Origin of the sequence: Nocardia sp. NPDC019219, from assembly GCF_040632645.1 — a bacterium.
Taxonomy (GTDB): domain Bacteria; phylum Actinomycetota; class Actinomycetes; order Mycobacteriales; family Mycobacteriaceae; genus Nocardia; species Nocardia sputorum.
Genome location: NZ_JBEYCG010000014.1, coordinates 108,083 through 126,221, shown reverse-complemented (window position 1 = coordinate 126,221; position 18,139 = coordinate 108,083). Strand labels below are relative to the sequence as shown.

General features: G+C 68.2%; 15 protein-coding genes, 1 tRNA gene and 1 pseudogene. 13 read left to right on the top strand and 4 right to left on the bottom strand.

Translation table 11 applies throughout. The annotated features are described in order from the left end of the window. Window positions 1–458: 458 nt before the first annotated feature. Window positions 459–542, bottom strand: a tRNA-Leu gene (locus tag ABZ552_RS24545). Between the two features lie 225 nt (window positions 543–767). Here ABZ552_RS24545 and ABZ552_RS24540 point away from each other — a divergent pair. The 9 genes and pseudogenes from ABZ552_RS24540 to ABZ552_RS24500 all read left to right on the top strand — a co-directional run bounded on the left by ABZ552_RS24540 (window position 768) and on the right by ABZ552_RS24500 (window position 12,475). Continuing rightward, entirely contained in the window at window positions 768–1,385 is a 618-nt protein-coding gene (locus ABZ552_RS24540; protein ID WP_195087817.1) for an ANTAR domain-containing response regulator, read from the top strand. A 218-nt stretch (window positions 1,386–1,603) separates the two neighbouring features. Next, entirely contained in the window at window positions 1,604–2,815 is a 1,212-nt protein-coding gene (locus ABZ552_RS24535; RefSeq protein WP_281874436.1) for a branched-chain amino acid ABC transporter substrate-binding protein, read from the top strand. Between the two features lie 93 nt (window positions 2,816–2,908). Continuing rightward, the gene (locus ABZ552_RS24530; RefSeq protein WP_281874433.1) at window positions 2,909–3,946 is read left to right on the top strand and encodes a branched-chain amino acid ABC transporter permease; all 1,038 of its coding nucleotides are present in this window, start codon (window positions 2,909–2,911) and stop codon (window positions 3,944–3,946) included. Next, a complete protein-coding gene (locus ABZ552_RS24525) occupies window positions 3,943–5,361 on the top strand; it encodes a branched-chain amino acid ABC transporter permease (RefSeq protein ID WP_357439953.1) in 1,419 nt (472 codons plus the stop codon). Before ABZ552_RS24530 ends, ABZ552_RS24525 begins: the two co-directional genes overlap by 4 nt. After that, a pseudogene (locus ABZ552_RS24520) lies at window positions 5,358–6,311 on the top strand (ABC transporter ATP-binding protein); the annotation flags it as partial. The gene ABZ552_RS24525 and the pseudogene ABZ552_RS24520, both read left to right, overlap by 4 nt. A gap of 171 nt (window positions 6,312–6,482) precedes the next feature. Next, window positions 6,483–7,178: an ABC transporter ATP-binding protein gene (locus tag ABZ552_RS24515; protein WP_281881058.1), complete on the top strand. Its 696-nt coding sequence runs from the start codon at window positions 6,483–6,485 to the stop codon at window positions 7,176–7,178. A gap of 67 nt (window positions 7,179–7,245) precedes the next feature. Beyond that, window positions 7,246–8,922, top strand: coding sequence for a DUF885 domain-containing protein (locus ABZ552_RS24510; protein WP_281917129.1), 1,677 nt, complete (start codon window positions 7,246–7,248; stop codon window positions 8,920–8,922). A gap of 118 nt (window positions 8,923–9,040) precedes the next feature. Further along, window positions 9,041–11,785 (top strand): DNA polymerase I, encoded by a 2,745-nt coding sequence (gene polA / locus ABZ552_RS24505; protein ID WP_357439949.1) that lies wholly within the window; start codon window positions 9,041–9,043, stop codon window positions 11,783–11,785. A gap of 195 nt (window positions 11,786–11,980) precedes the next feature. Then, window positions 11,981–12,475, top strand: coding sequence for a carbonic anhydrase (locus ABZ552_RS24500; protein WP_281874427.1), 495 nt, complete (start codon window positions 11,981–11,983; stop codon window positions 12,473–12,475). A gap of 72 nt (window positions 12,476–12,547) precedes the next feature. Here the strand turns inward: ABZ552_RS24500 and ABZ552_RS24495 are convergent, their stop codons facing one another. Further along, a complete protein-coding gene (locus ABZ552_RS24495; protein ID WP_281874425.1) occupies window positions 12,548–12,862 on the bottom strand; it encodes a DUF6191 domain-containing protein in 315 nt (104 codons plus the stop codon). 426 nt (window positions 12,863–13,288) lie between these two features. On the opposite strand from ABZ552_RS24495, the gene ABZ552_RS24490 reads away from it, so the two are divergent. Next, window positions 13,289–13,726, top strand: a complete 438-nt coding sequence (locus tag ABZ552_RS24490) for an alpha-isopropylmalate synthase regulatory domain-containing protein (RefSeq protein WP_281874423.1) — start codon at window positions 13,289–13,291, stop codon at window positions 13,724–13,726. 131 nt (window positions 13,727–13,857) lie between these two features. Here the strand turns inward: ABZ552_RS24490 and trxA are convergent, their stop codons facing one another. Together trxA and ABZ552_RS24480 are read right to left on the bottom strand one after the other, a co-directional pair. Then, window positions 13,858–14,229: a thioredoxin gene (trxA, locus tag ABZ552_RS24485; RefSeq protein WP_063022420.1), complete on the bottom strand. Its 372-nt coding sequence runs from the start codon at window positions 14,227–14,229 to the stop codon at window positions 13,858–13,860. 47 nt (window positions 14,230–14,276) lie between these two features. Continuing rightward, entirely contained in the window at window positions 14,277–14,807 is a 531-nt protein-coding gene (locus ABZ552_RS24480) for a 2'-5' RNA ligase family protein (RefSeq protein ID WP_281917131.1), read from the bottom strand. Window positions 14,808–14,886: 79 nt separating this feature from the next. Here ABZ552_RS24480 and ABZ552_RS24475 point away from each other — a divergent pair, with 79 nt between their 5' ends. The 3 genes from ABZ552_RS24475 to ABZ552_RS24465 all read left to right on the top strand — a co-directional run bounded on the left by ABZ552_RS24475 (window position 14,887) and on the right by ABZ552_RS24465 (window position 18,128). Further along, on the top strand, window positions 14,887–15,981 hold the full coding sequence (locus tag ABZ552_RS24475; protein WP_357439944.1) for an isocitrate/isopropylmalate family dehydrogenase: 1,095 nt from the start codon (window positions 14,887–14,889) through the stop codon (window positions 15,979–15,981). A 263-nt stretch (window positions 15,982–16,244) separates the two neighbouring features. Next, the gene (locus tag ABZ552_RS24470) at window positions 16,245–17,165 is read left to right on the top strand and encodes an ABC transporter substrate-binding protein (protein ID WP_281874418.1); all 921 of its coding nucleotides are present in this window, start codon (window positions 16,245–16,247) and stop codon (window positions 17,163–17,165) included. A 3-nt stretch (window positions 17,166–17,168) separates the two neighbouring features. Next, a complete protein-coding gene (locus ABZ552_RS24465) occupies window positions 17,169–18,128 on the top strand; it encodes an amino acid ABC transporter permease (protein ID WP_357439940.1) in 960 nt (319 codons plus the stop codon). The last annotated feature ends 11 nt before the right edge of the window (window positions 18,129–18,139 follow it).

Below are 18,139 nucleotides of genomic sequence, written 5' to 3'. Positions count from 1 at the left end.
ATCGGCCGCCCGCCTCCGTGTGCCCGGTCCGTGCACCGAGTAGCCGCTCCGGGAGGGCCGCTCCGGGAAGAAAACTATGAACAGAACGCGCCATCGACCGTAACATCCGGGCGGCCACCGAATCGGCAAGGCGAAGCGACGCACACCTGGCGCGAAGGCGGCATCTTCGAGAGATCGAGAGCGCACTCATATGCACCCATATCCCTACCTGAAGCCACCACGCATCTCGGGGACACCCAGAGCGGAAACACCGCACGCTCAATCCGCAGGGGAGTGCTGGACGAACCCTGCGGTAGATGACCGGACCGAAACCGCTTGATCCCCTCCTGACGCAACCACGCGTCTCGGGGGTTCGGGAGGCGAAGCCCCGCCGAGCGGGGCCTGGGGGTGCACCCCAGAAGAAACAACGAGCGCCCCCCGCAAGCGCTCTCCGCGAGCAGGGGACACCCAGGAGCGAGTGCCGAGTGTGGGACTCGAACCCACACGTCCTTTCGGACAACGGTTTTTGAGACCGTCGCGTCTGCCAGTTCCGCCAACTCGGCGCACCGGGTGGCAACTATAGCGGGTCGGGTGGCGTGGACGCGAATGGGTTGGTCCGTACGGCGCGAGCGCGCGGTTTGCGCAGGGTATATGCGTTCTATGCCGAAGTGAAAGGTACTCTTTACATCACTCGACAGCCCGATGGACGGCCGGCGGTCGCCCCGTGCGAGCGCGGCTTTCCTTTGGTTGGGTCGGGTACAGGGCATCGGAACCAGAGGGGTCTACCTATGAGCACAGCAGCTGGGGGCGCCGGCACCAAGCGGGAAGCCGGGGCGAAGCGGGTCGTCGTCGCCGAAGACGAAGCGCTCATCCGCATGGATCTGGTCGAGATGCTGACCGAAGAGGGCTATCAGGTGGTCGGTGAGGCGGGCGACGGCCAGCAGGCGGTGGATCTGGCCGTCGAGCACCGGCCGGACCTGGTCATCATGGACGTGAAGATGCCGCGCCGCGACGGCATCGACGCGGCGGCGGAGATCGCCTCCAAACGCGTTGCCCCCGTGGTGATCCTGACCGCTTTCAGCCAGCGCGATCTGGTGGAGCGGGCACGCGACGCGGGTGCGATGGCCTACCTGGTGAAGCCGTTCACGAAATCGGATCTGGTGCCCGCCATCGAATTGGCGGCCAGCCGCTTCCACGAGATCACAGCGTTGGAGAGCGAGGTCGCGAATCTCGCCGAGCGCTTGGAGACGCGCAAGCTGGTCGAGCGGGCCAAGGGTGTGCTGATGCAGACACAGGGCCTTTCGGAGCCGCAGGCGTTCAAGTGGATTCAACGCACCGCAATGGATCGCCGCACGACCATGAAGGCGGTCGCCGAGGTGGTGCTGGAGAACCTGACGCCGAAGTGACCGCGCCCGTGTAGCGAGAAAATTTACGCAGCTGAAACGTCGTCGTGAACAAGAATTCGAAACGATGTCGCGCGCATGATCCGAATGTGATGCGGAACTAACGTACCGACGCTATGTTCTGACCGGGCTGATGTGAGTCGGCCTCCTCGGCAATCCCGGGGGAGCACAGAACTTAGATGAGGTGTAACGTGCTTAGTTCGACATGGCGCAGTCGCTCGATGCGAGCGGTTCTGGCCGTCGGCGCCGCCGCCGCGCTGGTGCTGACCGGTTGTAGCGACAAATCCACCAGCAGCGGTTCGGATTCCTCGGGTACCAACGGGGCCGGTGGGCTGTCCATCCAGCCGCTCCTGCAAGTCGACCAGCAGGGCAAGGAAGTGCCGAAGGCCGACGCGGCCGCGGCGGCCGATCCCGCGGGCGACGGCAAGGCGACCTGCGCACCGGGCACGGCGGTCGCGATGGCGGGTGCGCTGACCGGCCCCGACGCCGCGCTCGGCATCAACATCGTCAACGGCGTCAAGCTCGCCCTCGACAAGCACAACAAAGCCAACCCCGGGTGCAAGATCGAACTCAAGCAGTTCGACACCGAGGGTGATCCGCAGAAGGCCACCCAGGTGATCCCGCAGATCGTCAACGATCGTTCGATCATCGGCCTGGTGGGTCCCGCCTTCTCCGGGGAGACGAAGGCGACCGGCAAGATCCTCAGCGACGCGGGCCTCGTCTCGGTGACCTCCTCGGCGACCAACGCGACGCTGACCCAGAACGGCTGGACCACCTTCTTCCGCGGTCTGGCCAACGACGACGTGCAGGGTCCCTCGGTGGCGAAGTACCTGGTCAACAGCGCGGGCTACAAGAAGGTCTGCGTCATCCAGGACAACACCGATTACGGCACCGGGCTGGCGAAGTCGATCACGGAGGGGCTGGGCGCCGCCGCCGACCCGGCGTGCGCCGCCAGCATCAAGAAGGGCGACAAGGATTTCTCCGCGACGGTCACCAAGGTGGCGGCCGCGAATCCGGACGCCATCTTCTACTCCGGTTACTACTCCGAGGCCGCGCCGCTGGCCCAGCAGTTGAAGTCCGGTGGCGTCAAGGCGGTCTTCGTCTCCGCCGACGGCACCAACGATCCGCAGTTCGTCTCCCAGGCGGGCAGCGCGGCCAAGGGAGCGAAGCTGTCCTGCCCGTGCGGTCCCGCGCCGGAGAAGTTCGCCAAGGACTACGAGGCGCTCAACGGCCAAGCGCCCGGCGTCTACTCGGTCGAGGCCTACGACCTCACCACGATCCTGGCCAAGGGGATCGACGGCGGCAAGGTGACCCGCCCCGACCTGCTCGACTATGTGCGGACGTACGACGGTGCCGGCCTCGCGCGTCAGTACAAGTGGAACCCGAACGGTGAGCTGTCGAACGCGCTGATCTGGGTGTACGAGGTCAAGTAGTCCCGGATTCCGGGCGCACGGCACGTACGGGGGTTCATCCGAATCCCTGTACGTGCCGTTGTTCGGTGGGCGAATGGATGAGGGCGGAAATAAATGAAACAAACGGCATTGGCCGGTGGCATACAACTCGCGGCCGGTTCGATCGACTTCAACTACGAGGGGCTGATCGATAGTTTCTGGCGACTGACCGTGGACGGCGTGACCTACGGCGCCATCTATGCCTTGGTCGCCGTGGGCTACACCTTGGTGTACGGCGTATTGCGGCTGATCAATTTCGCCCATTCGGAAATTTTCATGCTCGGGTTGTTCGGGCAATTGATCGGCTTGATGATCTTCGGATTCGTCGCCAGTCCCGATGTCTACACCCAAGGCGTAGTGCTCACCGTCGTCTATCTGGGTTTGGCGATGATCGTGGGCATGGCGGTATCCGGCGGCGCGGCCGTCGGCTTGGAGCGGGTGGCCTATCGACCGCTGCGCAAGCGGGGCGCCAAACCGCTGGCCTTCCTGATCACCGCGATCGGCATGTCGTTCGTGCTCCAGGAGTTGGTGCACTTCGTGCTGCCGAAGATCCGCCCCGACCTCGGCGGCACCAACGCCCAGCAGGCCATCCGGCTCGTCGAGCCCACCGTGCAGTTCAGTTTCGGCGGCGCGGACGTCACCAACATCATGCTGCTCATCGTGATCGCGGCGGTGGCGCTGGCGATCGTCACCGAATTGCTGATCAATCGGACGAAGTTCGGGCGCGGCATCCGCGCCGTGGCGCAGGATCCCGATACCGCGACGCTGATGGGCGTCTCGCGGGAACGGGTCATCATGCTGACCTTCCTGATCGGCGGTGTGCTCGCAGGCGCGGCGGCGATGCTGTACACGCTGAAGATCCCGAACGGGATCATCTACTCCGGCGGTTTCATCCTCGGTATCAAGGCGTTCAGCGCCGCGGTGCTCGGCGGCATCGGCAACCTGCGCGGCGCGCTGCTGGGCGGGCTGGTGCTCGGCGTGGTGGAGCAGTACGGCCAGATCCTGTTCGGCACCGAGTGGCGTGACGTGGTCGCGTTCGTGGTGCTGGTCCTGGTGCTGATGGTGCGCCCGACCGGCATCCTCGGCGAGAGTCTCGGAAGGGCGCGGGCATGACCGACACGACCAAGACGGCGTCCGCGCCGGACACCGCGCGCCGCGGCCTCGGCGACGCGATCCGCACGTGGTGGGATGGTCTGAGCAGGCCCGCGCAGTGGGGCGTCGGCGTCCCGATCCTCCTGCTGCTCGCGCTGCTTCCGCTGTTCCCGCCGCCGCTGCTGAACACTCCTTCCTACAACTTCGGCCTGGTGATGGCGCAGGTGGCGATGTACGCGCTGCTGGCCATCGGCCTCAACGTGGTGGTCGGCCAGGCGGGTCTGCTCGACCTCGGCTACGTCGGTTTCTACGCCGTCGGCGCCTACACCGTCGGCCTGCTCACCAGCCCCAACAGCCCGTGGAACCAGACCGACGGCGGCTGGCTGGATCCGAAGTGGGCCTGGCTGGCCTGCCTGCCGATCGCGGTCGCGGTGACCGCGGTGTCGGGCCTGATCCTCGGGTCGCCGACGCTGCGTCTGCGCGGCGACTACCTGGCGATCGTGACGCTCGGTTTCGGTGAGATCGTCCGGCTGCTCGCCGAGAACCTCACCGAGATCACCAACGGCAGCCTCGGCCTGTCGGGTGTCGCCTACCCGCACGTCGGCGAATCCGCGAGCAAACCGGAGGGCGTGTTCTCCGGTGGCAACAGCGGTGACCCGGACAGCGTCAACCTGCTCGACCGCGCCAGCTACGGCACCTACTGGTACTGGTTCGGCATGGCGCTGGTGGTCGTCGTGCTGCTGGTGGTCGGGAATCTGGAGCGCAGCCGGGTCGGCCGCGCCTGGGTGGCCATCCGCGAGGACGAGGACGCGGCCGAGATCATGGGCGTGCCGACGTTCAAGTTCAAGCTGTGGGCGTTCATGATCGGCGCCGCGGTGGGCGGCATGTCCGGCGCGATCTACGCCGGGCAGGTGCAGTTCATCAATCCCACCGGCTTCAACATCATCAACTCGATGCTGTTCCTGTGCGCGGTGGTCATCGGCGGGCAGGGCAACAAACTCGGCGTCATCTTCGGCGCGTTCGTCATCGCCTATCTGCCCGCCCGGCTGCAGTCGGTGAACCTGGTCAGCGACGAGTCGACCGGCTACGTCCTGCTGGCGATCGACGTGGCGGTGTTCGTCGCGCTGATCGTCGTCTGGCGGCTGTGGGCCGCCCGGCTGGGGGTGTGGCCGCGCCGCGGAGTGATCACCGGCATGGTGGTGACCGGCGTGCTGGCGCTGTTGCTGCTCGGCAGCGTGCTGCTGTTCCGCAAGGGCGGCGCGCAGTCGCTGGGCGACCTCAAATATCTGTATTTCGGTATCGCGTTGGTGGTGATGATGATTCTGCGTCCGCAGGGTCTGTTCCCGGTGCGGCAGAAGCTGCTCACCTACGGCAGGCAGGTGTATCAGGCCGTGCGCAGACCGGCCGCGGCCGAGCCGATCGGAGCGAGCCGATGACCGGGCCGGGCGCGGGTGACGCGCTGTTCGACAACGAGGACATGGCCGCGGGCTACGCGGCCGAACCGCAGGTCGAGTCCGCGGGCACGGTCGACGTCACCCAGGTGATCCCGGACCTCGCGGACGCCGAGACCGTCGCGGAAGTCGTCGCCCCGCACCGGGATATCGAGACCGCGGTGGGCGAGCCGCTGTTGCGCACCGAGGGCCTCACCGTGCGGTTCGGCGGTCTCACCGCCCTGGACCAGGTGAGTTTCGAGATCCGCCGCGGCGAGATCCTCGGCCTCATCGGGCCCAACGGCGCGGGCAAGACCACCTGCTTCAACGCGATCACCGGCGTCTACCAGCCCGCCGCCGGCCTGGTGTACTTCGACGGCAAGCCGCTGACCAAGACCAAGCGCAACGCGATCACCCGCCTCGGCATCGCGCGCACGTTCCAGAACGTGCGCCTGTTCGGCGAGATGACCGCGCTGGAGAACGTCGTGGTCGGCACGGACGCACGGCACAAGACGTCGGTGCCGGGCGCGGTGTTCCGGACGCCGCGGCATCGGCGCGAGGAACGCGACGCCATCGAGCGCGGCATGGCGCTGCTGGAGTTCGTCGGCATCGCCCCGCGCGCGGTGGAGAAGGCGCGCAATCTGTCCTACGGCGACCAGCGTCGCCTGGAGATCGCCCGCGCGCTGGCCACCGAGCCGAAGCTGCTGTGCCTGGACGAGCCTGCGGCCGGGTTCAATCCGAGTGAGAAGTCCGCGCTCATGGATCTGATCCGCAAGATCCGCGACGACGGCTTCACCGTCCTGCTGATCGAGCACGACATGCGACTGGTCATGGGTGTGACCGACCGGATCGTGGTGCTCGAGTTCGGCCGCAAGATCGCCGACGGGCTGCCCGCGGACATCCGGGACAACCCCGCGGTGATCGCGGCGTACCTGGGCGTGCCGGACAGCGAGGTGAGCGAATCCGCGAGCAGCGCGACCGGAGACGGCGAGACCGGCGACGTCACGCCGCCGGGTCCGGAACCCGCAGCGGTGCCGCTCGGCAAGACGGCGGTCACCGAGCCGGTGACCGAGGCGGCGCGCAAGCAGGCCGATGGTGGTGCGGCGCCGCTGCTCGAAGTCGAGGACATGGTCGTCAATTACGGCAGAATCCAGGCGTTGCACGGGATCTCGCTGACCGTCGCCGAGGGCGAGCTGGTCACCCTGCTCGGCGCCAACGGCGCGGGCAAGACGACCACGATGCGTGCGATGTCCGGACTGCTGCCGCTGACCCGGGGCCGGATCATGTTCGAGGGCCGCGACATCACCCGGATGAAGGCGCACGAGCGGGTGACGCACGGGCTGATCCAGGCGCCCGAGGGCCGGGGTGTGTTCCCCGGCATGACGGTGCAGGAGAACCTCGACATGGGTTGCTACGGACGGGGTTTCCGGCAGAAGGCCGAGTACGAGCGAACGCTGGAGTGGGTCTTCGAGCTCTTCCCCCGGTTGCTGGAGCGGCGCAAGCAGGTCGGCGGCACGCTGTCCGGTGGTGAGCAGCAGATGCTCGCCATCGCCCGCGCGCTGATGGCGCGGCCGCGGCTGCTGCTGCTCGACGAGCCGTCGATGGGGTTGGCGCCCATGGTGATCCAGCAGATCTTCCGGATCATCGGCGAGATCAACCGGCAGGGCACCACGGTGCTGCTGGTGGAGCAGAACGCCCAGCAGGCGCTGGCTCGCAGCGACCGCGCCTACATCATGGAAACCGGGGAGGTCACCAAAACCGGTCGCGGCGCGGAATTGCTCACCGATCCCGCGGTGAAGTCGGCGTATCTCGGCGTGGGTTAGGCGGCTTCGCCCGGCGGGCGTGTCCGCTCCGGTGCCGCGCGGCCCGGCTCGAGGCATGATCGTGACCATGGATGGTCACGACGAGCTGATGAGCCTGGCCGAGCGGTACTGGGACGCGGTGCTCGAGGCGGCGCCGAGCGAGGCGACCTTGCTCGGCGACCGCCGCTTCGACGATCGGATCGAGGATCTGTCCGTCGACGCCGAACAGCGGCTGCTGTCGACCTGGCGCGAGTTGCTGCGCGCGGTCGACGCGCTCGACGCCGACCGATTGAGCCCGGCCGACCGCATCACCCGCAGCTTGTTGCGCACCGAGCTGAGCGGCGCGGTCGAGCACCTGGAATGGCGGCCGGTGGAACTGGCCTCCGACCAGATGAACGGCGTGCACGCGGGGGTGCTGATGGTGGCGCCGCAGACGAACGCGCCGCAGCCGGAGCACGCGCTGGCGCTGGTGCGCCGCTACCGGCAGTTCGGCGACATGCTCGGCCAGGCCGTGGAACGCTTCCGGGCCGGACTCGCCGCGGGCCGCCCGCCCGCGCGGATCACCATCGAGCGCTCGCTCAACCAGTTGGACGGCTACTTGGACTCGGACATCGCCGCCGACCCCTTCGTCACCTTCCCCGGGCCGGAGGGCTGGGACGGTGAGGCCGCGTGGCGGTCCGAATTGGCCGAAGTGGCGCGGGATGTCATCCGGCCCGCGTTCCAGGTCTACCGCGACGCGCTCTACGACGAACTGCTGCCGGCCGCCCGTCCCGACGACCGGCCGGGCCTGTGCTGGCTCGGCGCCGACGGCGAGGACATCTACCGGCGGCTGCTGCGCCATCACACGACGCTGCCCGAGCTCGGCGCCGACGAGATCCACGACCTGGGGCTCGCGGAGCTGGCGAAGCTGCGCGAGGAATACGCGACGGTGGGCGCGCGCCTGTTCGGCGCCGCCGATCTCGGCGAGATCTTCGCCCGGCTGCGCGAGGATCCCGCGCTGTGCTACGACGACGCCGAGCAGATCATGTTCGACGCCCGCCGGGCGCTGGCCCTGGCCACCGCCGAGATGGGGAATTGGTTCGGGCGCCTGCCGAAGGAGTCCTGCGACATCGTGCCGGTGCCCGAGTTCCTGGCCGCGGATGCGCCTGCGGCGTACTACTTCCCGCCCGCGGCCGACGGTTCCCGGCCGGGCACGTATTTCGTCAACCAGCACCATCCCACCGGCCGCGGCCGCTTCGAGACCGCGTCGGTGGCCTATCACGAGGCGATTCCCGGCCACCATCTGCAGTTGACGATCGCCAACGAACTCGACCATCTGCCGCGCTTCCAGCGCCAGTCCTTCGCCAACACCGCCTTCGTCGAAGGCTGGGCGCTCTACACCGAGCGGCTGGCCGACGAAATGGGGTTGTACGAGGACGATCTCGGCCGGCTCGGCATGCTGGCCGGGGACTCCTGGCGCTCCTGCCGCCTGGTGGTCGACACCGGCCTGCACGCGAAGGGATGGAGCAGGCAGCAGGCCATCGACTTCATGGTGGCCAACGCGCCGGTCGGGCTGGCCGAGATCACCGTGGAAGTGGACCGCTACATCGCGATGCCGGGCCAGGCGGTCGGCTACAAGATCGGTCAGCTGGAGATCCTGCGCCAGCGGGTCGCGGCCACCGAGCGGCTCGGCGCGGCCTTCGATATCAAGGCCTTCCACGACGTGGTGCTCGGTTCCGGGTCGGTGAGCCTGCCCGTGTTGCGGGAACTGGTCGCCACGCTGTGAGGCCGCGGGGCGCGGCCGACGTCCGCGCCCCGCGAGCCGGAGTACCGGTACCCGGCCGCTCGCGGCTGCCGGGTGTCGGCGTATCGCCTTGTCGGTGCCGGTCCCTAGACTCTGGGACGTGAGTTCACCCACGACCGCTCCCCGTCCTGCCCCCGCGTCCGGCTCCGGCGATCCCGGCTCGGCAGACCGGCCGACGCTGCTGCTGCTGGACGGGCATTCGATCGCCTACCGCGCGTTCTTCGCGCTACCGGCGGAGAATTTCAAGACGGTCACCGGGCAGACCACGAACGCGGTGTACGGCTTCACCGCGATGCTGATCAACCTGCTGCGCGACGAGAAGCCGACGCATGTGGCCGCCGCGTTCGATGTCTCGCGCCAGACCTTCCGCGCCGAGGCGTACCCGGAGTACAAGGCCAACCGCACCACGACGCCGGACGAGTTCCGCGGCCAAGTCGAACTCACCAAGGACGTGCTGGGCGCCCTGGGCATCCCGGTGATGGCGATCGACGGCTTCGAGGCCGACGACATCATCGCCACGCTCACCACGCAGGCGACGGCCGCCGGTTTCCGCGTGCTCATCGTCACCGGCGACCGGGACTCGATCCAGTTGGTCGACGAGAACGTCACGGTGTTGTACCCACGCAAGGGCGTCTCCGACCTCACCCGGTTCACGCCGGAGGAAGTGATGGCCAAATACGGCCTCACCCCGAACCAGTACCCCGACTACGCCGCGCTGCGCGGTGATCCCAGCGACAACCTGCCGGGTATCCCGGGGGTGGGGGAGAAGACCGCCGCCAAGTGGATCCGCGAGTACGGCGACCTGAACACCTTGGTGGAGAAGGTCGACCAGGTGAAGGGCAAGGTCGGCGACGCGCTGCGGGCGAACCTGAGCAGCGTGGTGCTCAACCGGCAGCTCACCGAGCTGATGCGGGAGGTGCCGTTGCCCTACACCCCCGATCAGCTGGCGCAGGGGCCGTGGGATCGCGAGAAGATCCATCAGCTGTTCGACGATCTCGAGTTCCGCGTGCTGCGCGACCGGCTGTTCGAGACGCTGGCTCCGCCGGAGCCCGAGGCGGAGGCCGGTTTCGAGATCAGCGGCGGCGCGCTGGAGATCGGCGCGGTCGCGGGCTGGCTGGCCGAGCACGCGAAAGCCGGTGTGCGCCATGGTGTCTCGATCGCCGGTACGGGTTCTCCGGCCGGTGGCGACGTGCGCGCGCTCGCCATCGCGGCGGGCGACGGCGAGAGCGGTTACATCGACGTCACGGTGCTCACCCCGGAGGACGAGGCCGCGCTGGGGGCTTGGCTCGCCGACCCGGCGGTGCCGAAGGCGCTGCACGAGGCCAAGGCCGCGCTGCACGCCCTGCGCGGCCGCGGCTGGACCCTTGGCGGATTGACCAGCGATACCGCGTTGGCGGCGTATCTGGTCCGTCCCGGCCAGCGCACGTTCAACCTCGACGACCTGTCGTTGCGCTACCTGCACCGGGAACTGCGCGCCGAGGTCGGCGAGACCCCGCAGCTGTCGCTGCTCGACGACGAGGACGCCGTCGACGCCGAACTGGCGCGGGCGCAGATGCTGCGCGCGCGGGCCGTCGCGGACCTGGCCGACGCGCTCGACGGGGAACTGGCCCAGATCGAGTCCACCCCGCTGCTGGCGGACATGGAGCTGCCGCTGCTCGGCGTGCTGTCCACCTTGGAGGAGGCGGGCATCGCGGTGGACACCGACCAGCTGGCGACGCTGCAGCGCCAGTTCGCCGACCGGGTCGCCGAGGCGGCCGAGGCGGCCTACGACGTGATCGGCAAGCAGATCAACCTCGGCTCGCCCAAGCAGTTGCAGGTGGTGCTGTTCGACGAGCTGGACATGCCGAAGACCAAGCGCACCAAGACCGGCTACACCACCGACGCGGACGCGCTCGAGTCGCTGTACGAGAAGACCCAGCACGCGTTCCTGGAGCACCTGCTCGCGCACCGGGACGCCACCCGCCTGAAGGTCACCGTCGACGGCCTGCTCAAGTGCGTCGCCGAGGACGGCCGCATCCACACCACGTTCAACCAGACCATCGCGGCCACCGGCCGGTTGTCCTCCACCGAACCGAACCTGCAGAACATCCCGATCCGCACCGACACCGGCAGGCAGATCCGCGACACCTTCGTCGTCGGCGCCGGCTACCAGTCGCTGATGACCGCGGACTACAGCCAGATCGAGATGCGGATCATGGCGCATCTGTCCGGGGACGAGGGGCTGATCGAGGCGTTCAACTCGGGCGAGGATCTGCACAGCTTCGTGGCGTCGAAAGCGTTCGACATCCCGATCTCCGAGGTGAGCCCGGAGATGCGCCGCCGGATCAAGGCGATGTCCTACGGGCTGGCCTACGGGTTGAGTTCCTACGGTCTGTCCGCGCAACTGAAGATCAGCACCGCCGAGGCGAAGGAGCAGATGGAGGTCTACTTCGCCCGTTTCGGCGGCATCCGGGACTACCTGTACGAGGTGGTGGAGCAGGCGCGCAAGGTGGGTTATACCCAGACACTGTTCGGCCGCCGCCGCTACCTGCCCGATCTGGACTCCAGCAACCGGCAGCGCCGGGAGGCGGCCGAGCGGATGGCGCTCAACGCCCCGATTCAGGGCACCGCGGCCGACATCATCAAGGTGGCGATGATCAACGTGCACCGGGCGATGCGTGAGGCCGGTCTGCGCTCCAGGATGCTGTTGCAGATCCATGACGAACTGCTGTTCGAGGTCGCCGAGGGGGAACGGGAGGCGCTCGAGGCGCTGGCGCGCGAGCAGATGTCCGCGGCGATCGCGCTGTCGGTGCCGCTGGAGGTCTCGGTCGGCGTGGGCCACAGCTGGGACTCCGCCGCGCACTGACCGGTGCATCACAGAAGGACATGCCGGGCCCGACCGCAGGGGCCCGGCGTACGGCATCCCGAGAGCTATCATCGGGCCGCCGCGTGCAAGTAAACGAATCACGGTGAACGGGACGGATGTCCCGTGCCGCGTGGCGACCTACCGTGGGGCTGGTCATACATAGGGATTCACGCATACCGAGCTCAGGGATGGCCCATGACTGTCACCGATGAGTACCTGCAGAACAACGCGGCTTATGCGAGCACCTTCCAGGGTCCGCTGCCGCTGCCGCCCTCGAAGGGCGTGGCCGTGGTCGCGTGCATGGACGCGCGGCTCAACGTGTACGGCGCGCTCGGCCTCGCCGAGGGCGAGGCGCACGTGATCCGCAACGCGGGCGGCGTGGTCACCGCCGACGAGATCCGCTCGCTGGCCATCAGCCAGCGGCTGCTCGGGACCAGGGAGATCATCCTGATCCATCACACCGATTGCGGCATGCTCACCTTCACCGACGACGACTTCAAGGCGAGCATCCAACAGGAGACCGGAATCAAGCCCGAGTGGGCGGCGGAGGCGTTCACGGACCTGGAAACCGATGTGCGCCAATCGATCGCGCGCATCGTCGCCAGCCCGTTCGTGCCGCACAAGGACTCGATCCGCGGCTTCGTCTTCGACGTCGCCACCGGCAAGCTGAACGAGGTCCTTCCCCAGTAGGGAATCCAGACGCACTGCGACTCAGTGGGATCCGGGTGCGATCACCTGTATCCCACTGCGTAGTGGTGTGTTTCACGAAGGCCGGCGCGTGACCAGGCGCGCCGAGCCGGTGGTGAGATCCACCTCGTCACGGGGCGGAGCGCCGTCGGAGGGATCCTCCCGGTGCATCAGCGTCGTCATCCGCTGCTCGAACTCGTGGTGTTTGCCGCCTTGGAAAACCGCCGTGACTTCTTCGAAGCCCGCGGCCGCCACCGGATGGCCGGACCGCTTGCGGGTCCAGGGCAGCGCGCGGGCGCCGGTGATCTTGTTCCAGGCCACTTCGGCGAAGGCGAACAGGATGAGCAGGACGGCTAGGCCCGGGATGGTCATGGCCACGAGGAGACCCATGTCACCGACGCTACCTTCCGCGTGGCCGCACAGCTCTGAACTGCGCGAACAGTACTCGTCAGTAGACAAATCGGGCATCGAATGTGGTTGCTATTGCGTCGCGATGTCCCTATCCTCGATGCCGTGCCGAATCCCGCCGACCGCCGCAGCACAGCGCTCCTTGTCGCAGACCGCGACAGCGCTCTGCTTTCGGCGTCGCTCACCGGGCCCTCCGTGGCTGCGCAGGCTACCGCCTCCGAGCCCGAGGTTCGCGCCGAGCTACTTCCGCTCACCGCGATGGTGGCGCCGCGTCCCCGCGTTCTCGTAGTACCCCGCCGTAGCGGGGTCTGATCCGGGCCGGCCCCCTCGCTGCGGGCTTTTCCACTTGTTAGTGCTGGTCCCCTCTGTCAACTGAGCCACGACATACTTCGGGAAGACCTACTTTCAATGACCATCCTGACTCTTGATACAGACATGTTCCACGCCGCCGCTCCCAAGGGCCTACGCGCCGAAGCCGCGGGGCTGACCTCGGCGGAGTTCCACAGCCGTTACTGCGCGCACGGCGGTGCTATCCGCCTCGGGGAATGGTCGCCCGCGGGCGCCGGAACCGCGGCGTTCACCGCCACGCTGGAATTCGCCGGTCACCTGCGCACCGTGGTCGCCACGGGCAACCCCGTCGCGGCGATGACGTCGGCCCTTTACGACGAGGGCTACCCCGTGGAGATCCTGCAATTCCATCAGCGGCGCACCGCGGACGGCACCGCCACCTTCGTGCAGTGCGAATGCAACGGCAGGCGCGGCTGGGGGGCGGCCATCGCCGATGACGGCGCCGAGTCGACGGTCCGCGCCATGATCGCGGGCGTCAACCTGCTCGGCGCCTCCTGAATCGAGCACCGAACCGCGTCGGCAGACCCCGGACGCACAGCGGGCCCGGACACGGACTGCCGCTTCCGCGTGTCCGTCTCCGGGCCCGAACGAAACTCGTTGCGGCGCAGTGTCTCACCGCGCCGCGCGCATTACTGTCCGGCCTGCTGCTGCTCGGCGAGCTGCTTGCGCACCTCGTCCATATCCAGCGCCTTGACCTGGGTCACCAGATCCTCGAGCGCCGCGGGCGGCAGCGCGCCGGGCTGGGCGAACACCAGCACACCTTCCCGGAACGCCATGATGGTCGGGATGGAGCGGATGTTGGCAGCCGCCGCGAGGCCCTGCTCGGATTCGGTGTCGACCTTCCCGTGCACCACGTCGGGGTGCTTGTCGGAGGAGGCCTCGAAAGTCGGTGCGAAGCTCTTGCACGGACCGCACCAATCGGCCCAGAAGTCGACGAGTACCACGTCGTTTCCGGTGACGATCTCATCGAAATTGTGCTGGGTCAGCGTCTGGGTGGCCATGACGTCCTCTCGTTTCGGTGTGCCTGCTATAACGCGGGCTTCCTCGGTTATCTTCCACGGCGGATCCGGCCGACCGGCCACTCGCGCCGCTGATCCCCGTCCCATCGACGGATACCCAGCACCGTCGCCGGAAAATCCCGGTCCCGCGCTACGGCGTGGATGGCCTCGCCGAGCTGGTTCGGTGGCAGCCGCCTGGCCAGGGTGATGTGCGGAGTCCACGCGTCCGGGTGCACATTGGCCGGGACGCCGGGGCACGGGGAGACCGTGTGGAAGATCCGGCGGTGCAGCGCGAGCAGCGCCTCGGACGGCACCACCAGCCGCACCAGGATGGGACGGCGCGCCCCGAAGACCACCAGTCCACCCAGGCGCACCGGGATCGGCGCGAAGGCCTGTTCGTCCAGCGCTTGCTCGATGCGCGGCCAGATCTGCCTGGCCACGGCGGCGGTGATGTGCGGGCGGTTGGACTCGTCGGTGCGCGCGGCGAGGCTGCGCACGCCGGCCTCCGCGAGCATCTGCCATTGCCGGCGGATCTCCGTGTCGGCGGCCTCGTCGAGGAGTAGTTCGACCGACTGCACCATGGTCCACCGAAGGTAACCGCAACCGGCGTGTCCGCGGGCCGGTTCCGGCGGCCGGGCCCCTCGGCGGGAGGATGTCCCGGTGAACGACGCGAATCGGCCCCGGACGACGCGGGCATTGCGGCTCGGCCTGATCGACGGCGACGGCATCGGCCCGGAGGTGGTGCGAGCCGCCAGGCAAGTGGTTGACGAGGCGCTGTCGGCCGCGGGAGCCGCGCCGGTGGAATGGGTGCCCTTGGTGATGGGGCACCGCGCCATCGCCGAGTTCGGCACTCCGCTGCCCGAGCAGACGCTCGAGGAGCTGTCCGGGGTGGACGCCTGGATTCTCGGTCCGCACGACAACGCGTCCTATCCGGCCGAACACCGCGTCGCGCCGGGCGGCGTGATCCGCAAGCACTTCGACCTCTACGCCAACATCCGTCCCGCGCGGGCCTTCGCGGGCGTGCACGCGGCGGCGCCGGATATCGACCTGGTGATCGTCCGGGAGAACAGCGAAGGGTTCTACGCCGACCGCAACATGTTCGCGGGCTCGGGGGAGTTCCGGCCGACGCCGGATATCGCGATGTCGGTGGGGCTGGTGACCAGGGCCGCCTGCGAGCGGATCGCGCACGAGGCGTTCCGGCTGGCCGCGACCCGGCGCAAGCGGGTGACCATCGTGCACAAAGCCAACGTGCTGCCGCTGACGATGGGGCTGTTCCGGGACGTCTGCCACGAGGTCGGCCGGGCGTATCCCGGGGTCGAGGTCGATGACGAACACGTCGACGCGGCGGCCGCGCACCTGGTGCGTGCCGCCGCCGATTACGACGTCCTGGTCACCGAGAACTTGTTCGGCGACATCCTGTCCGACTTGGCCGGGGAGTTGAGCGGCTCGCTCGGGCTGGCCGCGTCGCTCAACTGCTCGGCCACCACGGCGATGGCCCAGGCGGTGCACGGCGCCGCGCCCGCGCTGGCCGGGCACAACCGGGCCAACCCGGCGGCGTTGCAGCTGTCGGCGGCGATGCTGCTGCGCTGGCTGGCGACTCGGGACGCCGAGGTCGCCTTCGCGCGGGCGGGTGAGCGGATCGAGCGGGCGGTCGCCGCGACCTTCGCGGCCGGCATCGCCACCGCCGATCTCGGAGGACAGGCCTCCACCGGTGAATTCACCGAGCAGGTGTGCGCCAGGGTGCATCGCAGGTAGCCCCGATGCCCAGAAGTCTTGTGGCACAGGGATATCCGCCCCGGTGGTCGATGTCTCTGCCCGAGCGGGCCGCGGTGCCGCGTCCGGCTGCTCGACCAGGCACAGGAGGCCGGGTCCGGCCCGGGGTAGGGTGTCCCGCCGATGCGCCCGGCACGAATTCGCGCCAGGAGTTCGTGTTGCTGTTGCATTACTGTCCAGCGCGGAGCGGCCGGGTCGCTTAGATTGCCAAACGGGTGATGACGCCCGGGTTGCGTGGAGCCAAAATGTGGAGGGCTGCAGTGTCTGATCGTTCGTTTCTCGGCAGGCGCGCCCTGCGAGCCACCCTGGGTGCGCTCGCCGCGGGCGCACTGGTGCTGACCGGGTGTACCAACACCGAGGAAACCGGCCCCTCGGCGGCCAAGGTGCAGGTGGACAAGGTCGACGAGCTCGCCGCCCAGCTCCCCGACAAGATCAAGCAGTCCGGCAAGCTCGTCGTCGGCGTGAACATTCCCTACCAGCCGAACGAGTACAAGGACGCGAGTGGCCGGATCGTCGGCTTCGACGTGGATCTGATGGACGCGGTCGCCTCCGTGCTCGGCGTGAAGGCCGAATACGTCGAGTCCGCGTTCGAGAAGATCATCCCCTCGATCCAGGCCGGTACCTACGACGTGGGCATGTCCTCGATCACCGACTCCAAGGAACGCGAGCAGCAGGTCGACTTCACCACCTACTTCAACGCGGGCGTCCAGTGGGCCCAGCAGAAGGGCAAGCCGATCGACCCGGAGAACGCCTGCGGCAAGAAGGTCGCCGTGCAGGCCACGACCGTGGAGCACACCGACGAGGTGCCCGCCAAGAGCGCCAAGTGCGTCGCCGAGGGCAAGCCCGCCATCGACATCAAGCCGTTCGACGAGCAGAGCGCCGCGACCAACGCGCTGGTGCTCGGCCAGGTCGACGCGATGTCGGCCGACTCCCCCGTGACGGCGTACGCGATCAAGCAGAGCAACGGCAAGATCGAGACCGCGGGCCCGGTGTTCGACTCCGCGCCCTACGGCTGGGCGGTGCCCAAGGGCGCGCCGCTGGCCGCCGTGCTGCAGAAGGCGGTCCAGCACCTGATGGACAACGGCAAATACCTCGAGATCACGAAGAACTGGGGCGTCCAGGAAGGCGCCATCACCAAGTCGGTCGTCAACGGCGCCGTGAGCTGATCGATGGTGGACAACGACACTCGGCCTGCGCCCGGCGATCCCGGGCCCGGCGGAGCGGACTCGACGCGGGAGCCGGAGCCGATCAAAGCGGTTCCGCTGCGCAGGCCGGGCCGTTGGATAGCGGCGGCGGTGATTCTGATCCTGGTGGCGCTGTTCGTCTACGGCGCCGCGACGAACCCGGCGTATCGCTGGGACACCTATGGCAAGTACCTCTTCGACACCCGGATCATGGCAGGCGCGGTCGTCACGCTCGAACTGACCGTGTGCGCGATGGCGATCGCGGTCGGGCTCGGAACGATGCTCGCGGTGATGCGGCTGTCGCCGAATCCGGTGCTGCGCGCCACGTCGTGGGTGTATCTCTGGATCTTCCGCGGTACCCCGGTGTTCGTGCAGCTGGTGTTCTGGGGCCTGGTCCCGTCGCTGTACAGCAAGATCCAGCTCGGCGTCCCGTTCGGACCGCAGTTCTTCCATCTCGACGTGCAGCAGTTGCAGGCCGCGTTCGCCTTCGCCGTACTCGGACTCGGTCTCAATGAAGCCGCCTACATGGCCGAGATCGTCCGGGCCGGAATCAACTCCGTGGGCGAGGGACAGCGGGAGGCGTCGTTCGCGCTCGGCATGTCCTGGAGCCAGACCATGCGCCGCACCGTGCTGCCGCAGGCCATGCGCGTGATCATCCCGCCGACCGGCAACGAGCTCATCGGCATGCTGAAGACCACCTCGCTGGTCACCGGCATCCCGCTGAGCACCGACCTGTTCGGCCGGGCGCGTGACATCTACGGCGTGAACTTCCAGCCCATTCCGCTGTTGCTGGTCGCCGCCACCTGGTACTTGGCGATCACGAGCGTGCTCATGATCGGGCAGTACTACTTGGAGCGCTACTACTCGCGCGGCGTCTCCCGCCGGCTGACCGCCAAGCAGCTGCAGGAACTCGCCGACGCCCAGCAGGTGGAGAAGGCGAAATGAGCGTGGACGTG